The sequence below is a fragment of the Psychrobacter sp. DM4 genome (genome assembly GCF_051307035.1).
Classification (GTDB): domain Bacteria; phylum Pseudomonadota; class Gammaproteobacteria; order Pseudomonadales; family Moraxellaceae; genus Psychrobacter.
Genome location: NZ_CP195536.1, coordinates 2,784,048 through 2,806,382, shown reverse-complemented (window position 1 = coordinate 2,806,382; position 22,335 = coordinate 2,784,048). Strand labels below are relative to the sequence as shown.

At 39.2% G+C, this 22,335-nt stretch carries 16 protein-coding genes and 1 pseudogene; 9 read left to right on the top strand and 8 right to left on the bottom strand.

The genetic code is table 11. The annotated features are described in order from the left end of the window. Positions 1–58: 58 nt before the first annotated feature. Together hemN and ACR64G_RS12025 are read right to left on the bottom strand one after the other, a co-directional pair. Positions 59–1,615 carry an oxygen-independent coproporphyrinogen III oxidase gene (hemN, locus tag ACR64G_RS12030; RefSeq protein WP_435979509.1) on the bottom strand — a complete coding sequence of 519 codons (1,557 nt, stop codon included), beginning with the start codon at positions 1,613–1,615 and terminating at the stop codon, positions 59–61. Between the two features lie 251 nt (positions 1,616–1,866). After that, entirely contained in the window at positions 1,867–4,368 is a 2,502-nt protein-coding gene (locus ACR64G_RS12025; RefSeq protein ID WP_435979508.1) for a penicillin acylase family protein, read from the bottom strand. 319 nt (positions 4,369–4,687) lie between these two features. Here ACR64G_RS12025 and ACR64G_RS12020 point away from each other — a divergent pair. The 5 genes and pseudogenes from ACR64G_RS12020 to ACR64G_RS12000 all read left to right on the top strand — a co-directional run. After that, positions 4,688–5,578, top strand: a pseudogene (locus tag ACR64G_RS12020) (YifB family Mg chelatase-like AAA ATPase); the annotation flags it as partial. Between the two features lie 136 nt (positions 5,579–5,714). After that, positions 5,715–7,403 carry a hypothetical protein gene (locus tag ACR64G_RS12015; RefSeq protein WP_435979507.1) on the top strand — a complete coding sequence of 563 codons (1,689 nt, stop codon included), beginning with the start codon at positions 5,715–5,717 and terminating at the stop codon, positions 7,401–7,403. Beyond that, positions 7,396–7,800 (top strand): hypothetical protein, encoded by a 405-nt coding sequence (locus ACR64G_RS12010; protein WP_435979506.1) that lies wholly within the window; start codon positions 7,396–7,398, stop codon positions 7,798–7,800. Before ACR64G_RS12015 ends, ACR64G_RS12010 begins: the two co-directional genes overlap by 8 nt. 101 nt (positions 7,801–7,901) lie before the next feature. Further along, entirely contained in the window at positions 7,902–8,093 is a 192-nt protein-coding gene (locus ACR64G_RS12005; RefSeq protein WP_435979505.1) for an excalibur calcium-binding domain-containing protein, read from the top strand. 121 nt (positions 8,094–8,214) lie between these two features. Beyond that, the gene (locus ACR64G_RS12000; RefSeq protein ID WP_435979504.1) at positions 8,215–9,435 is read left to right on the top strand and encodes a phospholipase D family protein; all 1,221 of its coding nucleotides are present in this window, start codon (positions 8,215–8,217) and stop codon (positions 9,433–9,435) included. On the opposite strand, the gene ACR64G_RS11995 is transcribed toward ACR64G_RS12000, so the two are convergent. Then, on the bottom strand, positions 9,425–10,747 hold the full coding sequence (locus ACR64G_RS11995) for a DNA adenine methylase (protein ID WP_435979503.1): 1,323 nt from the start codon (positions 10,745–10,747) through the stop codon (positions 9,425–9,427). The genes ACR64G_RS12000 and ACR64G_RS11995 overlap by 11 nt on opposite strands. 244 nt (positions 10,748–10,991) lie before the next feature. Here ACR64G_RS11995 and ACR64G_RS11990 point away from each other — a divergent pair, with 244 nt between their 5' ends. From ACR64G_RS11990 to ACR64G_RS11975, 4 genes are all read left to right on the top strand, one after another. Further along, complete coding sequence (locus ACR64G_RS11990) at positions 10,992–12,104, top strand: site-specific DNA-methyltransferase (RefSeq protein WP_435979502.1); 1,113 nt, start codon at positions 10,992–10,994, stop codon at positions 12,102–12,104. Positions 12,105–12,282: 178 nt separating this feature from the next. Beyond that, complete coding sequence (locus tag ACR64G_RS11985; protein WP_435979501.1) at positions 12,283–12,444, top strand: type IIL restriction-modification enzyme MmeI; 162 nt, start codon at positions 12,283–12,285, stop codon at positions 12,442–12,444. Between the two features lie 12 nt (positions 12,445–12,456). Continuing rightward, on the top strand, positions 12,457–12,783 hold the full coding sequence (gene gapS6a / locus ACR64G_RS11980) for a GapS6a family protein (protein ID WP_435979500.1): 327 nt from the start codon (positions 12,457–12,459) through the stop codon (positions 12,781–12,783). 27 nt (positions 12,784–12,810) lie between these two features. Further along, positions 12,811–16,206, top strand: coding sequence for a hypothetical protein (locus tag ACR64G_RS11975; protein ID WP_435979499.1), 3,396 nt, complete (start codon positions 12,811–12,813; stop codon positions 16,204–16,206). 30 nt (positions 16,207–16,236) lie between these two features. Here the strand turns inward: ACR64G_RS11975 and ACR64G_RS11970 are convergent, their stop codons facing one another. The 5 genes from ACR64G_RS11970 to ACR64G_RS11950 all read right to left on the bottom strand — a co-directional run bounded on the left by ACR64G_RS11970 (position 16,237) and on the right by ACR64G_RS11950 (position 22,305). Continuing rightward, positions 16,237–17,463 (bottom strand): hypothetical protein, encoded by a 1,227-nt coding sequence (locus tag ACR64G_RS11970; RefSeq protein ID WP_435979498.1) that lies wholly within the window; start codon positions 17,461–17,463, stop codon positions 16,237–16,239. Between the two features lie 175 nt (positions 17,464–17,638). Then, entirely contained in the window at positions 17,639–18,796 is a 1,158-nt protein-coding gene (locus tag ACR64G_RS11965) for a TniQ family protein (protein ID WP_435979497.1), read from the bottom strand. Next, the gene (locus tag ACR64G_RS11960; RefSeq protein ID WP_435979496.1) at positions 18,754–19,647 is read right to left on the bottom strand and encodes a TniB family NTP-binding protein; all 894 of its coding nucleotides are present in this window, start codon (positions 19,645–19,647) and stop codon (positions 18,754–18,756) included. Before ACR64G_RS11960 ends, ACR64G_RS11965 begins: the two co-directional genes overlap by 43 nt. After that, on the bottom strand, positions 19,647–21,668 hold the full coding sequence (locus ACR64G_RS11955) for a Mu transposase C-terminal domain-containing protein (protein ID WP_435979495.1): 2,022 nt from the start codon (positions 21,666–21,668) through the stop codon (positions 19,647–19,649). The genes ACR64G_RS11960 and ACR64G_RS11955 overlap by 1 nt, the downstream gene beginning before the upstream one ends. Then, positions 21,658–22,305 carry a TnsA endonuclease N-terminal domain-containing protein gene (locus tag ACR64G_RS11950; RefSeq protein WP_435979494.1) on the bottom strand — a complete coding sequence of 216 codons (648 nt, stop codon included), beginning with the start codon at positions 22,303–22,305 and terminating at the stop codon, positions 21,658–21,660. The genes ACR64G_RS11955 and ACR64G_RS11950 overlap by 11 nt, the downstream gene beginning before the upstream one ends. Positions 22,306–22,335 lie beyond the last annotated feature (30 nt).

Here is a 22,335-nt window from a genome sequence, read left to right as displayed (position 1 = left end):
AACTCTAAGCAAAAAAGACCTCACGTAAGGTCTTTTTTATAGCTGATCGTCAAGTGGTTTAGATCGCTTTAGAAAAGCAATCTTTGTGCTTTGTGCTTAGATACTCATCAAACACCATGGCCACATTGCGACCCAGCAAGCGACCTCTAGGCAGGACGCGAATACCAGCGGCATCCATGTCGATGAGTCTATCCTGTTGCATAGCATCCAACTGGCCGATCTCATCAATAAAATATGTCACCGCATCGATGCCAAATTTTTGATTGACGTCTTTAAAGTCGATGTAGTCATGACAGAGCAGGTTCATTATCACATATTCACGTAGACGGTCTTTGAGTGAAGTTTTGATAGCTTTGACCGCTGGCATGACAGTTGGATGGTGACGCATTTTATTGATACGGTCTTGGTAGGCTTGCAAATCGGTATCGTTTTGTAAGATATAGCGCGTATTGCTGTTGGCAATCTGACTAATAGCAGAGACGCCAAAGCCTAATAAGTCGCAGTCTCCCATGATGGTGTAACCCTGAAAGTTGCGGTGTAGTTTGCCCGCGCGCTGCGCTATGGCAAGCTCATCATCAGGCTTAGCAAAGTGATCGATACCGATATACTGATAGCCTGCCTCGGTGAGCGTATTAACGGCATTGCCAAGCATAGTGAGCTTGTCGCTAGGACTTGGGAGATCCTCATCCTTGATCTGACGCTGCGCTTTAAAGCGCTCTGGTAGATGAGCATAATTGAATACTGATAAACGATCGGGCGACATCTCTATAATACGCGTGACTGTTTTATCTAGTGTCTCAGAGGTTTGCTGCGGTAGACCATAGATCAGATCGATATTGATAGAGTGAAACCCAAGATCACGTGCCTTATTCAAAATAGTAGCGATAAGCTCTGCTGAATGAACGCGATTGACCGCGATCTGTACCGCATCCTCCAAGTCCTGCACCCCTAAACTAATCCGATTAAAACCAAGCTGACGTAGTGTCTTTAGAGTGTCATCACCCAACTCGCGTGGATCAATTTCGATCGAGTAATCCCCCTGATCCTCCGGCAAAAACTCAAACTGCGTCTGCAAAAATTCCCATAACTGTACCAGCTCTTTATCAGACAAAAACGTTGGCGTACCACCGCCAAGATGCAATTGTTTGACTAGTGGTTTGCTGCTGCCTTCTGGTGCGCTTAATAAGCGGCGCTTTTGTCTGATTTCAGCAAAAAGGTAGTCTAAGTAGTCCTTTGCGTCACTGTTTTTCTCGGTAATGATTTTGTTGCACGCGCAGTAGTAACAAAGATGGCGACAAAAGGGAATATGAAAGTATAGCGATAACGGCGCACGCGCTTCACGCTTTTGTAGTATCTGGTATTCTAAATTGTCAGATATAGATGAGAACTCAAGTGCGGTTGGATATGAGGTATAGCGAGGACCTAAGCGATTGTATTTTTGGATCATCGAGTCATCAAAAGCAGGTAGCTGCTTGCTTGTGATACTGCCGCGAGTGCTGGCATAAGGGTTGTCAGGTTGCGTGACTGGACGCACGGTCGTTGGCGGCTCATTGACAGAGTTATAGGGCTGCTGCGGGTGGTTAGAGGAATTGGAAGTACGTGAATGCTCTGTCATGCGGCGCTCCTTTATAACGCTGTTTTTATTGCTAGAGCAACTTTGACTACAAGTAGATATAGATAGATTATCAGCGTCTTTTAGCGATAGTAGGGACTCAATTTGTAGGGAATAGTATAGCAAATCCTCGCTTGCAATAGGATGATCGACTGCGCTTAGCTGTAGGTATTTGTGTTTATAAATAAAAAAGACCTTAGAATGATCTAAGGTCTTTTGTAACAATAATTAAACCTTTGGAAGGGCTGATATACTTACTCTCTTAACTCTACTTTGTCACCTATCGATTGATTGGAGATTTCACTAGCGCTAAAGGGTAGGCGGATCCAATTTTTATCGGAATAACGACGGGTTTGATCACGATGGAACGGACGTGTCGTATCACCCGCTTGCGAGTAAGCCAATAGCGCCTCTACAACTGGACCATTATTATCAAAGGTAACCGTTTGCATGTATGTTGGACCGTTTCTTACGGGACCATAAGTGCCATCACTATTTTGATTAGAGGTTGCAACGTTGAAGACACCTTCACTACCAAAGCCACCATGCATAGGAATTTTTTCGTCGTTTTTGCTAGCATCGATTACATACTGTAAGCTGCCCAATGTAGCGTCAAGCGCGATGTTTTTATCATTGTAATACTTAATAGAATCACCTAAAGCGGTACGCGAATTATTATTAATAATCAGGTCACGCGGAGTATCGATAGGGTTATTGACATCGAATTTAGTACTAAATAGGGTGTCAGTCGTCTCTTGAAAGCCAATATTGGTCCAAAACTTTCTAAAGACATGAGCGCCTTTGCTATCTAAGTTATTACGACGATCCCAGTTACTTAAGACATTACAAGCAGTAGTGGCATCAATAGTGCTGCCGCCAGTTAAAGGCAATGTAGGATTAGCTCTACAATCTGCTAGGACATCATCAAGTACAAGCTCAGCCACATAACTGCGGTTACCGTAGACCACTTCCTGCATATTGTTCAAATTAAAAGTAGTACCACCCAAACCATCTTCATTACTTAGACGATCTTGTATCTGAACCAGTCCCATACGTGAGCGTACAAGTAGTGGTACACCATCTACAGGATTGGGCCCTAAGAATGGCGTTAAACGACGACGTAGTAGTGGTGAAAATCCAGTCATTGGTTGTTCTGCGTTACTAAGCCAATAGCTATCATTGGAGTTGGCAACATAATCATCACGTATTATGAAAGGTAGGTTTGAGCCACCAAAAATACCTGCTTGTGGCGAGTCTGCATCGTTGCCCCACTCGCAAGCAGCGGTACTACCGTTGAGTGCAGGTAAGTCTGATGCAAGTAACGCACCAAGAAAAGGACCAGATGCAGCACTACTACAAGCTTCTAGCTTTTCTTTGGTCACATTGGGTACGGTTGAGATATCAGCATAAAGCGCTTTGCCGTTACGATCTGTCGCAATTGTATTGATAAACCCCAAACCTAAAATAGTCTGCATTCTATCGACCAAGTCTTCAACACTGGTGGCCATATTCATACTACGCCACTGATTGATCGCGCGTGGGTTTTCGGAGGCGGCATCACGAATGGTATAAGCGAGGTTGCCAGTACTCGCATCACCCCAATTGGGTAGTTGACCGTTAAGTAAGTTGACGTTTAGCATCGGTCCATATTGTGAGACATAGATGTTGCGAGATATGGCTGTTTGGCCATCTGGCATCTGAACCGTGACAGGAACGGTCTCGATATCGCGTTGCTCAACTACGCCTGCGCTGTTGCGATAGTTGTATTTTAGAGGGTTACCATCGACTAGACTGAGCTGATATAGCGTGAAGCGTTTGGCAGTCGATACGGTATGACTCCAGGCAACGTCTTTATTAAAACCAATATTAATAAAAGGTTGTCCTTGCTGAGCCGAACCCATCACATCAAGCTCACCTGGTATCGTGGTATGAAACTCATAAAAGCGCTGAACGCCATTCCATGGTTCGTGCGGATTGCCATACATAACACCACTTTCAGTACCTGTTACTTCACTACCAAACGCATAGGCATTACTACCACCTTTCATCGCATTGATAGTGTCCATATTAAATTTGGGCGCTGATTCTACAACGGGATCAACAGGTTCAATACTACGCGCTCTTGAACTACTTCTAGTGACAGGTGCGGTAGTTACAGGAGGAGCCGCTGCTACAATTGGTCCAACAAAGTTTGAAAGACCACCACGTAGATTTCCTTTGCCATAGACCGTCAATAAATCATCGAGAGTGACCTCACGTACCCATTCAGCATTAGCACAAGCAGGATCAATATTGGCCGCACCTTTATCACGTAGGTAACGACTAAAGCCTGCCGCATAGCCTGTCAACGCATCAACAGTTTCAGGATCTTGGGCAGCTAAAAACTCAGCTTTTCTTTCAGAAGAGTTATACCACGTATAAAAGACATCACTTGCTATATTACCGTTATCGCCTAAAAACAGCATACTTTGACCGCTAGCGACAACAACTTCATGTGCTAGAGAGCAGAAGTTATCCTCTGCGAATGCATAACCGACACCGTAACCGAGACCTTTATAGTTATCGGCTGTGATGTGAGGGATACCAAACTCAGTACGCTGGATGTTGGCAGCAAATTCAGGAGGCGTTACTTCAGGGGACGTTACTTCATTACTAAAGCCATTGTTACTATCTGAACAGCTGATTAGTCCCATAGAGACTACCACTGTCAATAATGCTAATTTTGGCGCTCGTCGATTGAGTATTAGTCTGTTCATAATTCTTACCATCCATGGTTAATAGTGACGACTCAAAAAAATAAGAAAGATTCTCACTATATTTAAGTCTTAAAAAATCCTTTTTTTAATACTATTAGTGTACAACTGCACACTAATGATATAACAATTTTCGACACTATTGTTATTAAATTCACTATGTGAGCTAACCTGTCGCACATATATTCTAATATTTGGATGTAATTTAGTTAGAAACTGATATCCTGAAATAAGATTGTGTTTTTTAAATAGAAATACACGACATTTGCGCGTCAGTAGATAATACTCTATCATCAATGAATCCTCGTATAAGGAAATGTCCATGTCGTTCGCGCAAGTCTATACCCGCTCCGTGGTAGGTCTACACGCTCCGCAAGTTATTATCGAAGTACATCTCTCTCAAGGTCTACCTGCTCTGACTATCGTTGGTCTGCCTGCTGCAGCGGTACGAGAAAGCAAAGATCGAGTGCGCTCGGCTATATTAAATTCAGGATTTCAGTTTCCCAATAGACGCTTGACCATCAATCTTGCGCCAGCGGATCTACCCAAAGACGGCGCGCGTTTAGATCTACCTATTGCCATTGGTATTTTGGCCGCAAGTGGTCAGCTTGAGCCAGAAGTACTGACTCGTTTTGAGTTTATTGGAGAGCTGGCACTAAACGGTGAGCTGCGTCAAGTGACAGGGAGCCTCGCTGTCGCCCGAGCGATAAAGGCAGAGCAATCCAATATAAAGGATCCCCTAGCGCAGACGCGTCAGCTGATCGTACCTAGTGATAATGGCGCTGAAGCCAGCCGAGTTGAGGGTATAGAGGTACTTAGTGCAGATAGTCTAAAAGCGGTTTGCGATCACTTGCAAGCGCTAACAGATCCATCCATGACGGACAAACAGCTTGCGATAGTCACGCCGACGCCTGCGCCCAAACACACAGGCTACAAGGTTGATCTGGCCGATGTAAAGGGTCAGCATCATGCGCGCCGTGCACTTGAGATTGCTGCTGCTGGTGGGCATTCATTATTGTTTACAGGACCGCCAGGATCAGGCAAGACCTTGATGGCATCACGTCTACCGACTATCCTGCCTGATCTTAGCGCTGAGGATGCGCTAGAGGTTGCTAGCACCTATTCGGTTGCAGATAGTGAATATGATTATGGCACGCGTCCCTTCAGACAAGTTCATCACACAATATCAGCAGTAGCTTTGGTTGGTGGCGGCTGTCAATTCCAACAATTAATGTCAAATTCCAAGAATAGATGTCAAAAACACATCTTTACCTCTCTTTGTTCGCTCAAAATACCTCTCAAAAAAATAGCTAACTCGCTACCTAGATTAAGCCTGCTGGGGGTGAGTTATGTTTGATGCATTATTTGAAAATAACGGCAAAAAAGTTAAGTGCATGGGTATGGTGGATATCCGAAAATACTTTAAGGCATGTTTGAGGGATAGTTATAAGCCAAAGACTGAATATGTCGTACTGTGGTATGGGCCAATACGCTATCGTAATAGACGTAGGGTCGTTCAAGTACATTTTTTAGACTCTGATACTAAAGATCAGGTTGTAGTTGAAGTATCAATCAAATCAATACTAAAGTTACCCATAGGATCGATTTGGGTCAACGGGAAGTGCGAAGAAAAGTACGAATTTGAGACTTTATATACCACATTAGATGCGTATGACGATAAGAAATACGAGCGCCCAAACCTTACCTATACTAACCACTTTAGTATCTCAAAGAATAAGGGTGAGTATATTCTTGAGCCTGCTAGTTATCCAGTTAATAAAATCAAGACAGACTCCAATAGCAATCTCGTTGTACAGACTGATACCACTAGAATAATCATCCCAGCGGTTTTATTTTTTGTTGCACACTATGGGGTATCAAAAGAGATCAATACAGTCCTTATTAGTTGGCATAAGCAGGAAGTCGAAAAGAGGTTAAATATAAATGATGATTGTGGTGATCTAATCACTATTCCTGATCGATGCGTAATTGCCGATGCTGTATTCCTATACCACCTAAAAACAGACTCCCATACCAAAAAAGTGGTTTGGGAGCTCAATAGGAAAATGCTTAGGAATAACATAACTTATCTTCCCTTAAGAGCCGAACCTTATCACAAGCAAGAAATCCAACTAAAAGTAGCAGGTTTGAGAATTGATGAGCAGACCGTGCTTTGTACCGAAATTTTAGGTATCTCTATGCCGCAGGGAGATGCAATAGAATATAGGATAGACAAACTTAATTCTGCCACATACAGCGATGGTACCACCCCTCATACATCAAGAATTAAACCCCTCTACAACACCGTTGAGTCTGATGAGGTCTTACTAGAGGTCGAAAGGGACGCTAATAATATAATTACTGCTGTAATCAGACACAGAGTAGAACAGATAGGCACTATACGGGCGATTATAAAGGGCGAGAATTTAACCTTGGACGAGGTTGTAGGTAGATGCAATACGGTCATACGGTTGCCTCAAAACGAGCCTGACGCTTTTGCAGATGGGGAGGGCGGTAATTCTAATGGCGACATTGGCAGGATACAAACAGTATTGGATAGTGATGCAGCCACCTCCCTACAGAATAACTTTGAACGTCTTTTACGCTATGCTCAAGACCTTAAGGTCACTTTGGGTTATGCTCCCGTAGTCATAGACTGCGTAAACCTTGCTGGTGAAAATATATTTATAGGCGAGACGGTGCGTGGTATGCGCAGTAGACAACGTGATCTTAGTGTAGAGGTGATATTCGTCATGCGCCTGATTACTAATCTTGGACTTTTTTATCTATTTGATTGCAAGAAAAAAGGCAGTCAAACTAGCGGTCTTGTTATAAAAGTAACAGATCAAGATGGTTTTACAGAAGGAGTTGTAAGACAAGTTATAAGTCAGTTATTTAGAGGTAATGGTCGTCTGTCTGATGTAAGCGCAATATCTAAATTTGGCATCATCCAATACTTTAAACACACTAACGGTGAGGATGTTAATTGGGTTAAAACGGCTATAGATAATCTGAAAAAGGAGATTTCAGATGAGTAAATTAATAGTAGGCCTTACCTTATTGTTGATAACAGCCTGTACGCCTGTCGAACCAGAATACGATGAATACTACGGTGCAGGTTACATTGTTGTGAACGAGGTATTGTGGGCCACTGAGTACGCAACACCTTATCCGTTCACTGTCCCCTATGGTGAGATCTCATGTGGTTCTCATCCAAAGTTTGGGCGTGAAGTGTACTTTGAACCTAAAGGTTTTACCGATGAGTCGTATATCGGCACACCGCTCAATAAGTCAGCTGTGGATGCTCTAAATCAAGCCAATATGAGCCCAAACGTGCCCTACAGTGTTAAAGAGGGCGCTGATCTTAGTGAGGTCATTAAAGCGGGTTTGAGGGTGTGTGATGAGTATCAAGATAGGCTTGATAATGGTGTCTAAAGTAAAAGCCATTATTAGGTAGTTGTTTAGAGTATACGCTGTGATCTGGTTTGACAGTAAGGGTACAATTTAAAAACCCGTTAATCTTAAAGGACTAAGTTATGAAAAATATTATTGTTTGTGCCGTCTCGTCTATCATATTACTTACTGCTGTCCCTGCCAATGCAGGAGGAGTGGTATGTGCTGACTTTGGTAGCCAAGCGGAAGCTCAGGCTTATTTTAATGCAAAAAAAGCAGGATATACGCGCTTAGACCGTGACAAGGATGGGATTGCATGTGAAGCGTTGCGGTAGGGAGTTTTGTCAATGCTAATACTCTAATGGTAGTGACATCTATTGAAAGATCAGATTGACACAATGGAGATAATAATTTTCTAAATATGTGGATATATTTTTAGAACAAAAAGGATGGTTAATGAGTATGTTGAAATTATTAAATATTCAAGATAAGAACTTTAAGGATGTTCTCACACTAGATGAAGTATTAAGAGGATGTATCGACTTGAGCGACATTACTTCAATTTATGGTGCTTATGCATTCGTTACATCTGGCGGCTTTGACTTAATGTTTAATGAAATAGCTCAGCAAAAAAAGGTTAAAAATATAAATTTAATCATAGGTGTTGATTCGATAACAAATACTAGATGCATAGAACATTTGAAAGCTGTCGATCATAAATTATTCAATATAAAAGCTTATATTCAAACTACTGGCGGTGGAATTTTTCATCCCAAATTTTGTATTTTAGCCAACGAAGACCACTCTCAAGGATGGTTGATACTAGGCTCCAACAACCTTACTATGAGTGCTATTAGGAAAAACCAAGAAGCTTACACAGCAGTAAGCCTTTCTTCTACTAATCTAATAGAGACTATTTATACTTGGAACAACTGGTTAGAGGTCGCGCATCATAATTTAAAGCCGTTACACGATGAGACAGTTGCCTTAAGGGCAAGAATAAACGACAGAATGTTTAGAAGGTTTAGTATAGGCGCAGAATTACGTAAAAGAGCTCGTTCAAGAAACAAAGATGGTGCAGAAGGGCCTTATAATCATCCGCAAAAAAGAAATTTTACTAAAAATGAAGGTTTTGATGGATGGTTTTTTAACGCAGATTCTGAAGTATTAATTGCCGAAATACCAAAATCTGGTAATAGATGGAAACAAGCTAATTTTAATAAAGATACCTATCTTAATTACTTTGAAGCGAGCTTGGAGACTAGTGCAAGACAAGTAATTTTAAGGCACGTTAATCCTGTAACCACTAATCTTGAAAGTATTGAGTATCGTCCATGCGTAGCTGTCAGCAGTCAAAATTACCGCATAGAACTATCAGCCGCCGCTGGTTTAGCCTACCCAGAGAACGGTGACCCAATAGCAATATTTATAAATGTTGGAAAAAGAACATTTATTTATTCACTGTTCATGCCTGAACATGATTATTATCAGACCTTAAAAGCTTGGGTCGATGATAATTGGATCAAGAAAGGTGGGAGCACTCAAAGAAAATGTCGCTTAACATTCCCTTTTCATGAGCACCGTGATTTAATTGAACCCACTACACTTTTTGAATATTTTGAAGATGAAACCTCGATGCGTTTTGGCAGCCTATCATCAACGCTGTTTAACCTTTAGGGTTTGTGAATAAAAGAAGTAGCTCTGCTGGAAGGCCTCTATTTAAGTGATTGGAGTTACTATTTAGCTTGTTGTGCTTAAGCTTTGTAACTATAGTTTCTTCAAAATTATCGAAATATTTACTAGCGATTTTTATAATTTCTTCAACTTTCATGACTCTAGGGTGCTCTTCATTCTCAAAAGGAGAGTACGAAAGGAGTACTTTTATTTGTTTTTCAGAAGCTATGCGAAATAAGTCATCAAATGCATCAAAAGCTTGGGATTTAATGCAAAATGCTGATTGATGCCTATCTTTTCGATAGAGCCCTTTGCTTATACTAATTTTATCTCTCACTTTAACAGTACTTACTTCAGGTATATCGCCTAAAGATAATGTCTCTAGCACATGATAAAAACGGCTATAGTGATCTCTAGTGTATGGAGGATCAGCGTAAACCATTGTTACCTGACTCGGTAATGAATTAAGCGCGTCTTTGAAATCCATACACCAACTTTGTACATTATATTGGCTTGGAGTTTGATTTAAGTAGTCCTCCATAATACTTATATACACATCTTTCGCGCTCAACCCTCGGTCTGAATTGGCCTTTTTAAACAAGCTTTTCTTAGGGTTACCGTTTTTGTCCCAAGGACTCAAAGGCTGAGCAAACTGTTTACCTATTGTATTAACTAAGGTGCAAGCTAATGCCAGTACAGTAGATTTAATGTTTTCTAAATTTTGTCTCTTAATGGTATTCAATATACTATCGATGAATAGAGATTGCTTAAAAGAGAAGTAAACACCGCCAAAATTCCATGTAGCAATAATATCCTCCGCCTTCACTCCGTTATCACCTAAAATACTGATTGCGTCAAGCATGATCTGATCGAGGTTTTCAGATTTTGAAGAAAAATCTTTATGCGAGTATCTAATAAACGAGGCATTTTCTATAAAATTTGCCAACTCAAATATAGTCTCACTGTCATTCAACAGTCTATCCTCATATTGCAGTAGATCCGGAACCAAAAGGCATAGCCTTTTAAATTCTTGACCAATATCGTTCAAAAAAGCCTCGGCGTTCAATGTTATTAAAGGGCTAGAAAAACCGTTAATAAATTCATTAGAGTAGTTTTGGATATCCACTGATATGACTGAGCGATAGTTTGATAGCGCTGCTGTAACAATCCCTGAACCTGAGAAGAGATCGCATACCCACTCACCCTCATTAGTCTCATCTGTTAAAATAGGTAGGATGTCATCCATCATTCTTAGTTTGCTACCTAGATAGTTAGGCGCGGTTATTTTTTTAGCATTTTTGGTGGAGAGAGACAAAATAATTTAACCTTTTAAATGGAATATTGATGCTTGAAAAGAGCTTCCTAATTACTAAAACTGAATGTTACTTCGATGATGGCTTTGAATGCTACCACCTTTTTAGCTAATTATGCCAAATTTAACTATGCGTCAATAGATGACGTTTTAATCGGTAAGCGCCTAATATTAAAGCCTTCTAATTAAATGTCATGTCATTTCTAGTATAGAATGTATGACATAACTTTCTCTTGAGATATTATGAATGTCGAATAAATTAGAAAATATAGATCACCATGACTCCCAAGGTAATTATATCTTTCAAGGAGACAACATTGAAGTCCTTAAAAGAATTAGTAAGGATTATGAGGGTCGAGTAAAGTGTGTTTACATAGATCCACCTTATAACAACGGTGAGGTATATGACCATTATAACGACAATAAAGAGCATAAAACTTGGTCGTCAAGCCTTGAAAAGACGTTAGCGCTTCTTAAACCTCTTATAACAGAAGACGGTAGTATTTGGATATCAATTGATGATGGTAATGTTCACCATGCGCGTTTGTTAGCGGATAGTGTTTTTGGCGCAAAGAATTATTTAACAACAGTAATATGGCAACATAGAACCACTAGAGAAAATCGCAAATTATTTTCTAATAATCATGAGTACATATTGGTTTATTGTATTGATATTAAAAAGTTTACCTTATCCGCTAATAGGGCTAAAGCAACAGAAGATATGATTGATAGGTATAAAAACCCTGATAATGACCCTAGAGGTAGATGGCAATCAGTTTCAGCTAATGTACAGGCAGGACATGCTGTGGCTAGTCAGTTTTATACGATTGTAGCACCTTCTGGAAAAGAGCATTACCCACCAAAAGGTAGGTGTTGGGCTCATAATGAAGAGAAAATGAAAGCTGAAATAAAAAAAGGAAACGTGTGGTTCGGTAGAGATGGCTCTGGTGTACCTAGAATAAAAAAATTCTTAGACTTGTCATCAATAAGCGCCTCGCATGAGACAATCTGGCGAGCTGATGAGTGTGGTACGAGTAAGTCAGCAAAAAAACATATTTTAAAGTTATTTTCAGATGATCTTGTTTTTGACACACCAAAGCCTGAGGAGCTAATAAAAAAGATTTTTGATATCTCAACTGTAGAGGGCGATTTGATTTTAGATTGTTTTCTAGGTTCAGGCACTACTGTTGCAGTAGCTCATAAAATGAACAGAAGATATATAGGTATTGAAATAGGCGATCAAGTTGCAAGTCTTGTGGTTAAAAGGCTTAATTCAATTGTAGAGAACCTTGATTTCGATGGGATTACCAAGTCCGTAGGGTGGAAAGGTGGTGGTAGCTTTAAGTTTGTATCTAAGTAAGTTCTTATTTTGCTAGGGTACAGATTATATTGGTGTGTATGATTTATATATAACAATTTTCCATATTCCTTTGATGCCAAGGATAGAGATGTTAAAACAGTAAAAGTCAAAGATGTTATCGGATCAGATGCTCAAGCTATCTTAGACGCTCGTAAGCACCACCAAGATGGCAGTAAAGATGCCCCAACGCGCTAAGCTTTACAATATTTATATGATTGATCCTTACCCTGAGCTAACCAAAGATCATAATGCGCTTGATAAGGTTATAGACAAGGCTTATGGTTACATGGGTAAAGGCGATGATGCCAGTCGCGTAGAGTTTTTGCTTAAACTAATATAAAAAGGTGAAAAAATGGAATATTTAACCGAGACAGTTTTATCAGGCATGGTATATGATTTAGTCAAAAATGGTATTCAAGTTTCCACTCTAACCTTGAAGGATAAATTGAAAAGATGGTTCATTAATGACTCTGACATTGAGATTTTAGCAAAGCAAATAAACGAAATCAGTATGCTAGAGGACTTAAGTGAGGCAGCAATATGCAGAAAACTACAACAGAATCCTACAGTCCAAAGCTTAATAGTCAATGTTCATCAGGAGCAAACAGTGAAAAATATAAAACAAAAACATAAAGGAAGTGGAGATAACGTTGGAGGTGACAAGGTGATTAATTATTAACATAGTAATTTTTGTGAGACAAGATTGATGGCAGTTAATCAAGAGCATTTGGGAGGTGGTGACAATGTTGGCAGAGACAAGATTATTAACAACATTGAAAACCAATATAACATCGTCAAAGGTTCGCTAGATCCTATTGATATAAATCAAATAGTGCATGATGTAATGCTTACATGTATTACAGGAAAATTTGAGGATGCTAAAAATAAACTTCTACCTTATCAAAGTTTGCACAAGCCAATTGAGGAAGTAGGAACACTATTTGATATTTTATTGATTTATATAGACTCTCTTGAGAATAATAGTCTAATGCCCACAGATAGATTAAGGTTAGCATTGTCTAATAAACCTTCTCCTTATCTTGAAATATACCAATACTTACTGATTAAAACCATAGTTAAAGACAACATTGACAATGGTTTGAGAGCTTATACTAGATTTAGTAGTAATGCTAAATATTATTTATTGGCAGCTTATGATCAATATTTTTCAGCTAAACACGAGCTTTTGACGAGGCTAGATAATGAATTATATACACTAGACGACTATCTTCTCTTTTATCTTGCTCAAGGCCTCATTAGAACAAATGAGCATCTAAAGGCTAACATTGTCTTAAAACAGATATCAAATTCAAACCAAACCGTAAATATACAGTATTGGAGTATAGCAACTGAGATAAACAGCATTATTTTCTCTCAAAAAGAACCTTTCTCTTATATTAATCGCGATACAAGCCGAAAAATAGAGAGTGTTTCTGATAGATTTTTAAGCATTATATCGATGAAGCAAGAGCTAGAATTGGAGCTTTTAGCTGTTAATATTTTAATTTCACTTACTAAAATAGCTATGGCTACTACTAGTTTGAATGGGATTAAAATTGCAAGTCTAAAGTTTCAAGGCGATATAAGTAAGCTTGATGAAAAAATGGGAGATGCCTTAAAAAAGATAAAAGACGAAGAACCTTTTTTCATTCCTGAGTCAATTGTTTTTAAATTAAAATCGAATGAGGGTTTAGTTGAAGACGAAATGAACTCTTTAGTAAGAGCGATTCTACACAAAAATATAGACTTAGATTTGTTGAAAGCATGGCTGGAAAATTGTAATGAAATAATTGTTTATGATGATTTTGACTCTAATGTTATAAAGAGCATCCTTTTGTCCTTTATTAGCTTTGAAAGCGAAATAAAGAAAAATGAATACAGAGTATACCTTAATGATCTTATTGAGGAAAGTGGCGAATCCCTTAAAGAGTTAAACCCATACATGGTAAAGACATGGTGCGATAATCTATTTAATTTAGGAAAGTCATTTGAGGTTACTGTTTATAAGATATTAAACTTTTTATGCCAAGATTTAAGCGTTAATAGCGAGCTTAATTTATATTATTTACATTCCTTATTACGCTTAGATAAGCTTGATACCTTATCTAAAGAGTTGTCTAAGATTCAGGATAACGAATGGAATCATGACTTATATTTATTTCAAGCCAGATATTACTTGAAATCCAGTAAGTACGGGCTAGCGCAAACAACCTATAATAAGTTTATTGACAAAGAAAAGAGTTTGTATGTTTGGCACGAATATTTATTAAGCTGTATGGAAGGTGGAGAAGATCCAAAGCTAGCAAAACAGCAACTATCTCGTATTCCTACTCCTTTATTCTCGTTAGATAAACATGAGTTTGAGTTTTTTCTATTCCAAGTTGGTTTCTTTATAGATTTTGACTTTATAGAAGCTGTTATAGTCAAACTATTCATAGATAACCCGTACAAAAGCGCCCCTATAATAACCAATTTCTATCTAAACTCTTTTAGCAGTCGCGTTAATAATAACTTTGAAGAGGACAAAGTTTTTGAAAACGTCTATGGAGGCGTTACCTATGAGATAGATGGCAAACAATATTTAAAGCTATTAGTCGATAGTAATTTAGCCATACATAAAGATTTAATTAGCATCGAAAGTGAGCTTGGGAAAAAGTTGAATAATTTAGATATAGGTGGCGAAGCTCAGTACCGTTTAGAAACGGTTAAACTTTTAGAACGTGAGACTGTTAGTGCCACTATATACGATCTTGCTATGAAAATTGTTGATGAATCACAGCACAATTACCCTAAACCGTTATTTGAAAAAATTAAATTAAGTGAGGTTAGCCCTCTTGAAGATTTGAGTGCTTATCTACAAAAAATTAAGCAAGATAACCCTATTGAAGAGAGTATTGAAGAGTTCTTGCGTAAGTCTGACTTACCTCTCTATGTAAAAGGTATGAAAGCTATACAAAGTAGTATGGTTAAGGAAGAAGTAGAAATAGTACATAGCCTGTTGCTAAATAAAAACGCCAACAAGTGTTTAACTAAGTCGTATAGCGATATAACAGAGTTCAATGCTCTAACAGTTGATATTTACGGCATACTATATTTATGTGTGACTAACTTGTATAAATCCATGCTCCTTTTAGGAACATCAATTTACGTCAGTGAAGAAACAGACAGAGCAATTAGGCTTTGGATAAGTAATGTAACTAACGATAGTTTTCTAAGAATTAATGAATACGAAGGTCAAGTTAGCACAATCAATTCTAATAGCACTCACTATTTTCATGGCGAACTAATTTGTGCCCTGCAAACACTGCTAGATAACTCTATTATAGAAAAACCTAAGGAGTTTGATTTACCAACTATCGTTTCTGAGGTCAAAAACTTAGGATTGGTCAGTGATTCTGTTTTCAGTAGCATAAAAATTGCACTATCTCACGAAATACCTTGGCTATGCCTAGATTCCGTTATCGGCGGATTTATAAAAACTGGCACTGAATGTAATCTGATCAGCCTTCATCATTTAGTGATGAAATTTACTGATGAAAAATATTTAACGTTTGATGATAGAAAAAACGCTTTAAAATACATGGCTTTCTACGGACTTTATTTCCAGTATTACTTAACTGACCTTATTGAGCTATCTAAGGAAATAGATGATTTAATTATACTTACGAACCTTTTGAACGATACGACTATAAACTTTCCCGACTCTGAAATAGCGGTATCATTATTGGCAAGCTTAATGAAAAACATAGTACTTATAGGATTCAATAAAAGGATAGTTCATAACAGCTTAATTGGTAAGATTTACCTAGAAGCTTCAATCGTAAATAATATGTATGGTGTGCAGGGTAATAAGGTACATCGTATTATAATAGAGCAGGCAATATCAGCATGTATGACAAAAGCTATAAAAAGTATTGATGGTTTAGTTGCAGAAGATAGGCTTGCGAAGCTCGTTTTAAGATTTATGATTGTATGCAGCGACAATAACCATCGAAAGTTCTTATATAGAGTACTACAAAATTTTGCATTTGGTCGCTTTTTAAAAATAGAATACGTAATGCAATCTTTACAAAGGTTAGTATATGAATATTCAGGTGAATGAAATCACATATTTTAGTTTTTAGAGCTAATTTTAGAGTATTGGCAACCAATACTCTTTGTCATTAAATATTATTTTTGACATCTCTTCATCGCATGGATGGATAGTTAATGTCTTGAGTATCTTTAACTGAATATTTACTTGATGAAAATAAGCCATACCAAGCTGCAACCAAGTCAACTTATCTTTGTCCGACAATGGCTTAGGCTGGTTACTGAGCGCCATCATCTGCCTTTCAATCTCACCTCGATTGGCTTTTAAGACTGAATCTTTAGAGGGTTTTACGCAAACTAGGCTTGACCCACATTTTCTATTCAAAAACATCACGAAGCCATAGAGCGCATTACGTTGACCTCGCTTAATCAGCAAATACCCGTCTATTTGTTCCTGAATTGGCGTATTTGAGCCTTCAAGTCTAAACTGAGTACATAGGTCTATTGCAGGCTGCAAGGCTAACCTGACTGATTTAAGCGATGTTTCACCATTAAGTAACTTATGCTCTAAATAATTGTGATAATCACTGATGCAGTGAGGCGCTTTGCCATCAAATTTAGCCAGTAAATTCACGATACGCTCTTCTTCTGCAATCTGACTTTTGACATCAGGATCTACCACAACTTGCTTGGTTTTAATCAGCCATCGTAGCGCTGTTAGATACACACGTAGGCCGTTAGGCTTGAACTCTTGTAGCAATGACTCATAATTTGGTATTTTGCCCCATAGCTCATCACAGCGAACAAAGAAATCGATATAATTATTATGTTTAAGCACAGCAGTCTTGCTATCAAGCTCGGTCTCGAACCATATTGTGAAAGCAGTATAAGCTTGTCTCATCACACCATCAGTCAAAAGGTAAGTATTAATCTTGGCCTCATGCTCAAGTCTCTGTGACCAATAACAACTATCACATCTTTTACCCATACCAGCAGGCATAAGCTTGTGGCAACTCTCGCAGGGTATCTCACCGAACTCATGGCATTTGTGACACATAACACCTGTATCAGTAGTGACAAGCTCTCTATATTTGTGACAAAGAGGACAAGTTTCTCTAAAATGACTTTGGTAGCAGCTTACGCATACCCCATGATCATGAGACAATTTTGAATAGCTACAAACCCCTCTTTTAAACTTACCGCACTCAAAACACTCTTTTTTGGTCTTAAAATAGCCCTGATAACAGGTTTGGCACACGCGCCCGTATTCAGTATTAGCCCCATCTTTAACCGCCTCGCCGCCACAGCGAGTACAAGGCTGATTCATACGACAAGCTCTACAGACGGCAAAATCTTCCTTTTTGTGCAGACGATTTATCTCGCTGCACTGACTGCAAGGCTTTTTGATAAACCATATCCGATAACAATTAGCGCAGTAAGTATCATCTTTATAGCGTCTTTTTATCTCAACATCTTTATTACCGCAGGAGTCGCATTGATGCTTAGCCTTTTTTATGTTTATCATAACTATCCCTCATTTGCATCTTGCGCTTAAGTCTATTCCATGACGCCATTACTACCTTGGGTGAGGCAGGCTTCATATCCTCTGACTGCGCCCCATAACTCCGCGTAGGTACTCTATGAAGTTGGTCGTGCACCTCACTAAAAGCTTTAGGGGTAACCGTACTTTTTGACCATTGAAAGCTATTTTGAGTAATATCAAGATCAAAGCAGACATTAATCCAATCATTAGCATCTACCTGTAGTAAGCGATAGGCGCATTCAAGCAGTGCCACTCTCTCACCAACAGGCAAAAAATCAAATCTAAGCGCTGTTTTAGGTAGGGATAGGGTATCGGTATCAATCCCTAATGCAGCTATAAGCTTGCCAAACATATAGTTAGGGTTTTTCAGACCTCGCCTAACCAAATTAATTAAAAATAACAGGTGCTCAAACCACTGAACCATACTAACAACTTGGCCTAAGACGATACCTTGCTTACTGTAAAAAGCCTCATCTGCAAGCTGTTGAAACTTATGAAGCGCCTCGCTAGGTATAGCATTTGATATAGCCTGATCCATCTTGCCAAGACAGGAGTGACAGCGATTGATAAACCGCTGTTCTGGACTCAAAAGCTGGGGTTGGTAGGGCTGATTGCAGTGCCCACAATTCACCTGCAAGAAAGTCTTATGCTTAGTGCAGCAAACAGACCATGTAAAGCGCCACTGCAATTTAAGGTAAGCCTCCTTATCGTCCTCCATACAATCAGGACAGTAGGGATAGCCTAGTCTTGAATAGCGGTTGCGTTTTGATAAAGGGGTTGTCCATTGCAGGGGTGATTTGTTGTCTGACTTAATAGACGTATCCTCTGAGAAATCAATTAATATCTGATCATCAAAAGTATCGACGTTATGACCCGTTAATATCGCGATATCCGAGGTGATTTGTCCATCGAAGTGACTAAAGCCTTTGTCAGCATCATACGTCCATATCCGATACTGGGGCCAATAATAGTAGGTAAAGGTCAAAGGACTACACCCATGCTTAAGCGCGGCTCGTACCAGCCAAGACGTTAAGCTCTCGCCATATAAAAAAGGTGTTGCAAAAGTCAGTGGTTTTACCCAATAATTTTGCGTAGCCCTTTGGTAGGTTTCAGACACGACTTACCCCTAATATTTTCAACAGTGATTTCTTCTTCACCTGATTCGATGGCGCTAATAGCACAATCATTAATTAAGCGTTTAACATCGCCAAGGTTGCCTGTGCTAATGCTATATATCAGATTAACTTTTTCAGTCTCAATAAGTTTAGAGGGCTTTTTAAGCGGTAAAATCTTCTCAAAACTACCAACCAGACGTTTAAATTCTTTATCATTTGACCATAGAGAAAGCTCGGCAACATCAAAGCGACTCGCGTGTTGCGGGTCTGTGTGTAGAATACGAATAGCGTCTTTAGTGCCACATAGTACGATAGGCATAAGCAACTCATTACATAAGAACTTGATCACATTCATGATCGATCTTTGCTGTCTAGCAGTACCTGTGAGCATTGAATGAACCTCATCGATAATAAGCATTTTGACGTTGGTGTGTCTAAACGCATTAACGACTTGATATCTTAATTTACTAGCAGCATCGGTGGGTCTGTACGGCAATTGAAACGCCTCAATAATAGAGATGTACAGATCCTTTTCACTGGCAGTCGGGGGTGCTTGTATTTTGATTAGAGGAATGATTAATTCCTCATCAGCCGTATAATTCTCTCCAAACTTGTCATAAAATCGATTTATGATTGTGGTTTTGCCATTATTGGAATCACCAATAAGTAGCAAGTTTGGCATACGATGCTGCTTCACATGATTCATGAGCCCTTGCATCACATCAATAACCTGATTGGCAGTGTTGTAACCCACCCACCTTGGAGAATGGATAAATTCAATCCTCTGTTTATCGGGTAGATGAGCAATATGCCTAAACTTCTCATGAATGTGGTTATATGGAGATTCGCTCATCAGTCAATATCCTCAAAGTATAAGTCACCATTATCGTCAGACTCATCACCGCCTGCCTCTACTGCTTTTTTACCTAAAACCCTAGTTGATTCAGGCAACGTGTCCAATACATCTACCTCTATACTTTCATCTGCTTGCAACTTGCCGTACATCGTCTGGGATTTAGTATGGGCTTTTTTACGCTGCTCACTTCTACGCATTTTCTTAGTCGCACTCTTGGACTCTTCAACGAGCGTTTGCATATCTTGCAATGCTCGATATATTAGTGCCTCGTTGACGGTTCCTGACTCCTGCTTCACCTGCCTATAAACGCGCCTATACTCCCAAAGGCTAATGGGTGGCAGAACTTGATTTGCCAGCGGCACAGGAAAGTATTGAAGTAACTCAGGGTCGTAAAACCACACTCTAGTAATGTCCCTTGGGTCTTGTCTAAAGATAAATTTAGTCTTATTGCCATTATCATCAGTATGATTAATGAAGTTGTTTAAACAAGCATCGTAATACTGCAAGCCATCTATTGTTGCGCCATTTCTTTGAATAGTGCGCTCAATACTAGGCATAAAATCTAGTACTAGTGTATGAGGGTCTGATGGAATAGATGGCAATCCAACACCACTTTCAAAGCCATCACCATATATACCTATGCGCCACTGCTCTTTAGGGCTGCGATCAATACCTGAGTGTATGCTTTCGTGATAATCCATCGTGACATAGGTAAGAAACCACATTTCAAACTCATGCAAGGTCAAACTGGCATGTTTTTCAGAGTTGTATTCATCCTTTTCTTTAATGTTAGAGAAGGTAGTGCCGGGCAATTCATGGACACGCTTCATCATAGTGCCAATCAATCGTTCAATATGACCACCGTATTCAGGTCTTGCTACTGGTCTAAATTCAAGATTAATACCATGAAAAGCGCAAGATTTTTGCAGACTTTGGGCTCTAAAGTCAGAACCATTATCAACATGGATCTTTTTGGGCACACCAAAGACATTCCATTTAATATCGGATAATCCAAACTCAAGTAACAACTCATCTTTTGGTAAAATACTTCGTGAGATGCACATGCTTACTGAGGTAACAGATGGTGCATCTAATGATATGTAATAGCCTGTGACCATGCGACTATAAACATCAATAGCCACTGTAATGAATGGCCTACCAATAGGCTTTCTGTGCTTATCATCAACCAGTATTAAATCTACTGGTGTATGGTCGATCTGAATAACACTAAGAGGGTAGTTGGCGTCAGGGAATTGACCTGCTTTAGGGGTAAATTTTTGTTTTGCACGCTTTCTTTGACCACGCCCGCGCAACAAATCTTTTTCTTTAATCTCGCTGATACGGTTACGGATGGTGTTCTTACTAGGTTTATCGATCCCCTCTAAGTGACAACGCCTAAAGATCTCTCTGATGGCAGCCTGTACATTAGGTCTTTGAACCGTAAGGTAAAAATTATTAATGATATCGCTGATGATATTTTCTATATCGTCATCTAGACGTTTAGCCCCTTTTCTCCACCCTCTTTTTTGGTCAATTAAAGAGCCAATTGAGCCTGTTGATTGATAAGCGTTAACCCATCGTCTAAGAGTACGAGTAGAAACACCTACTTCCTCGGCTCTTCTAATATAGCCTTGCTCACCTCGATAGTGATCCTCACCATACCAGTCGTCTTCCAAAATGAGTGGGGTAATAGCTAGGTGCTTCTTTTGGGCTTCTTGCCACTCATCATCACCAATGTCATTAAGGTCAATGACAAACGAGGTATTTGCACCATCTGTTACGTTATCAAAGTCATGGATGGATAAAACCTGATTACTCAGTGTTTTTAAATTTTTAAACACCGCCTGATTTAAGTCGTCAAGATATTCGATAAGCTGGTATTCATCGTCATCGGTTTTATTACGATATATGCCACCTAGCACCATTTGAATATGATCACGGCTATATGGACTGCTAGTATCGAAATGAGTGCTCATTCTTAACCCTATTGGTTTGGTTACTACTTCGTTATTCAACATGCCAGACCTCCATTTGCGGGTCTCGAACGTCGCTCCAAACATCAAACCCGATTTGTTTATTTGCCATTAAGTGCCAAATTAATGCCTGCCCATCAGGCCGATAAAGTGCCGATTTAAAGTATCTCGCCAAGATGTAGTCAGCAGTGGTAATACCACGCTGCTTGATATCAGCAAGTATTACTTTAATCTCTTCCTTACTAACGCTTATGGACTCATAAGCCCTCAGAAAGTTGATATTCTCAAGGGCATCATGCCGAATCCTATCCTCATCGAATATGATGAACCTAATACCTTCCCCCTGACAATATCGCTTAGCTGCTTTCCACTTATCAGACCAATCACGCCAGTTTAGTTGCCACTCACTTTTAGGTTTAACTTCTGCAATAAACGACTTACCTGATTTAGCATCTAGTTCCACGTAATAGTCAGGCGTGTAATGATAGGTTCTACCATTTTTAGTAAAAGGAATCTTTATAGGCTGAGGGGTTATGTTCTTAACATCCTCTCGAAAAGCATGATAGATGATAAAGTCTCTTTCTAAAGTCGATTCGTAAGCAAGCGGCTTTTTCTTATAAGAAATGACACCTGAAACACTCCTTCTTGTCGGTTTTATTTTACGGGTTTGATGTTTGAACATTATGACACCTATTTCTGGTAATTTGTAAGA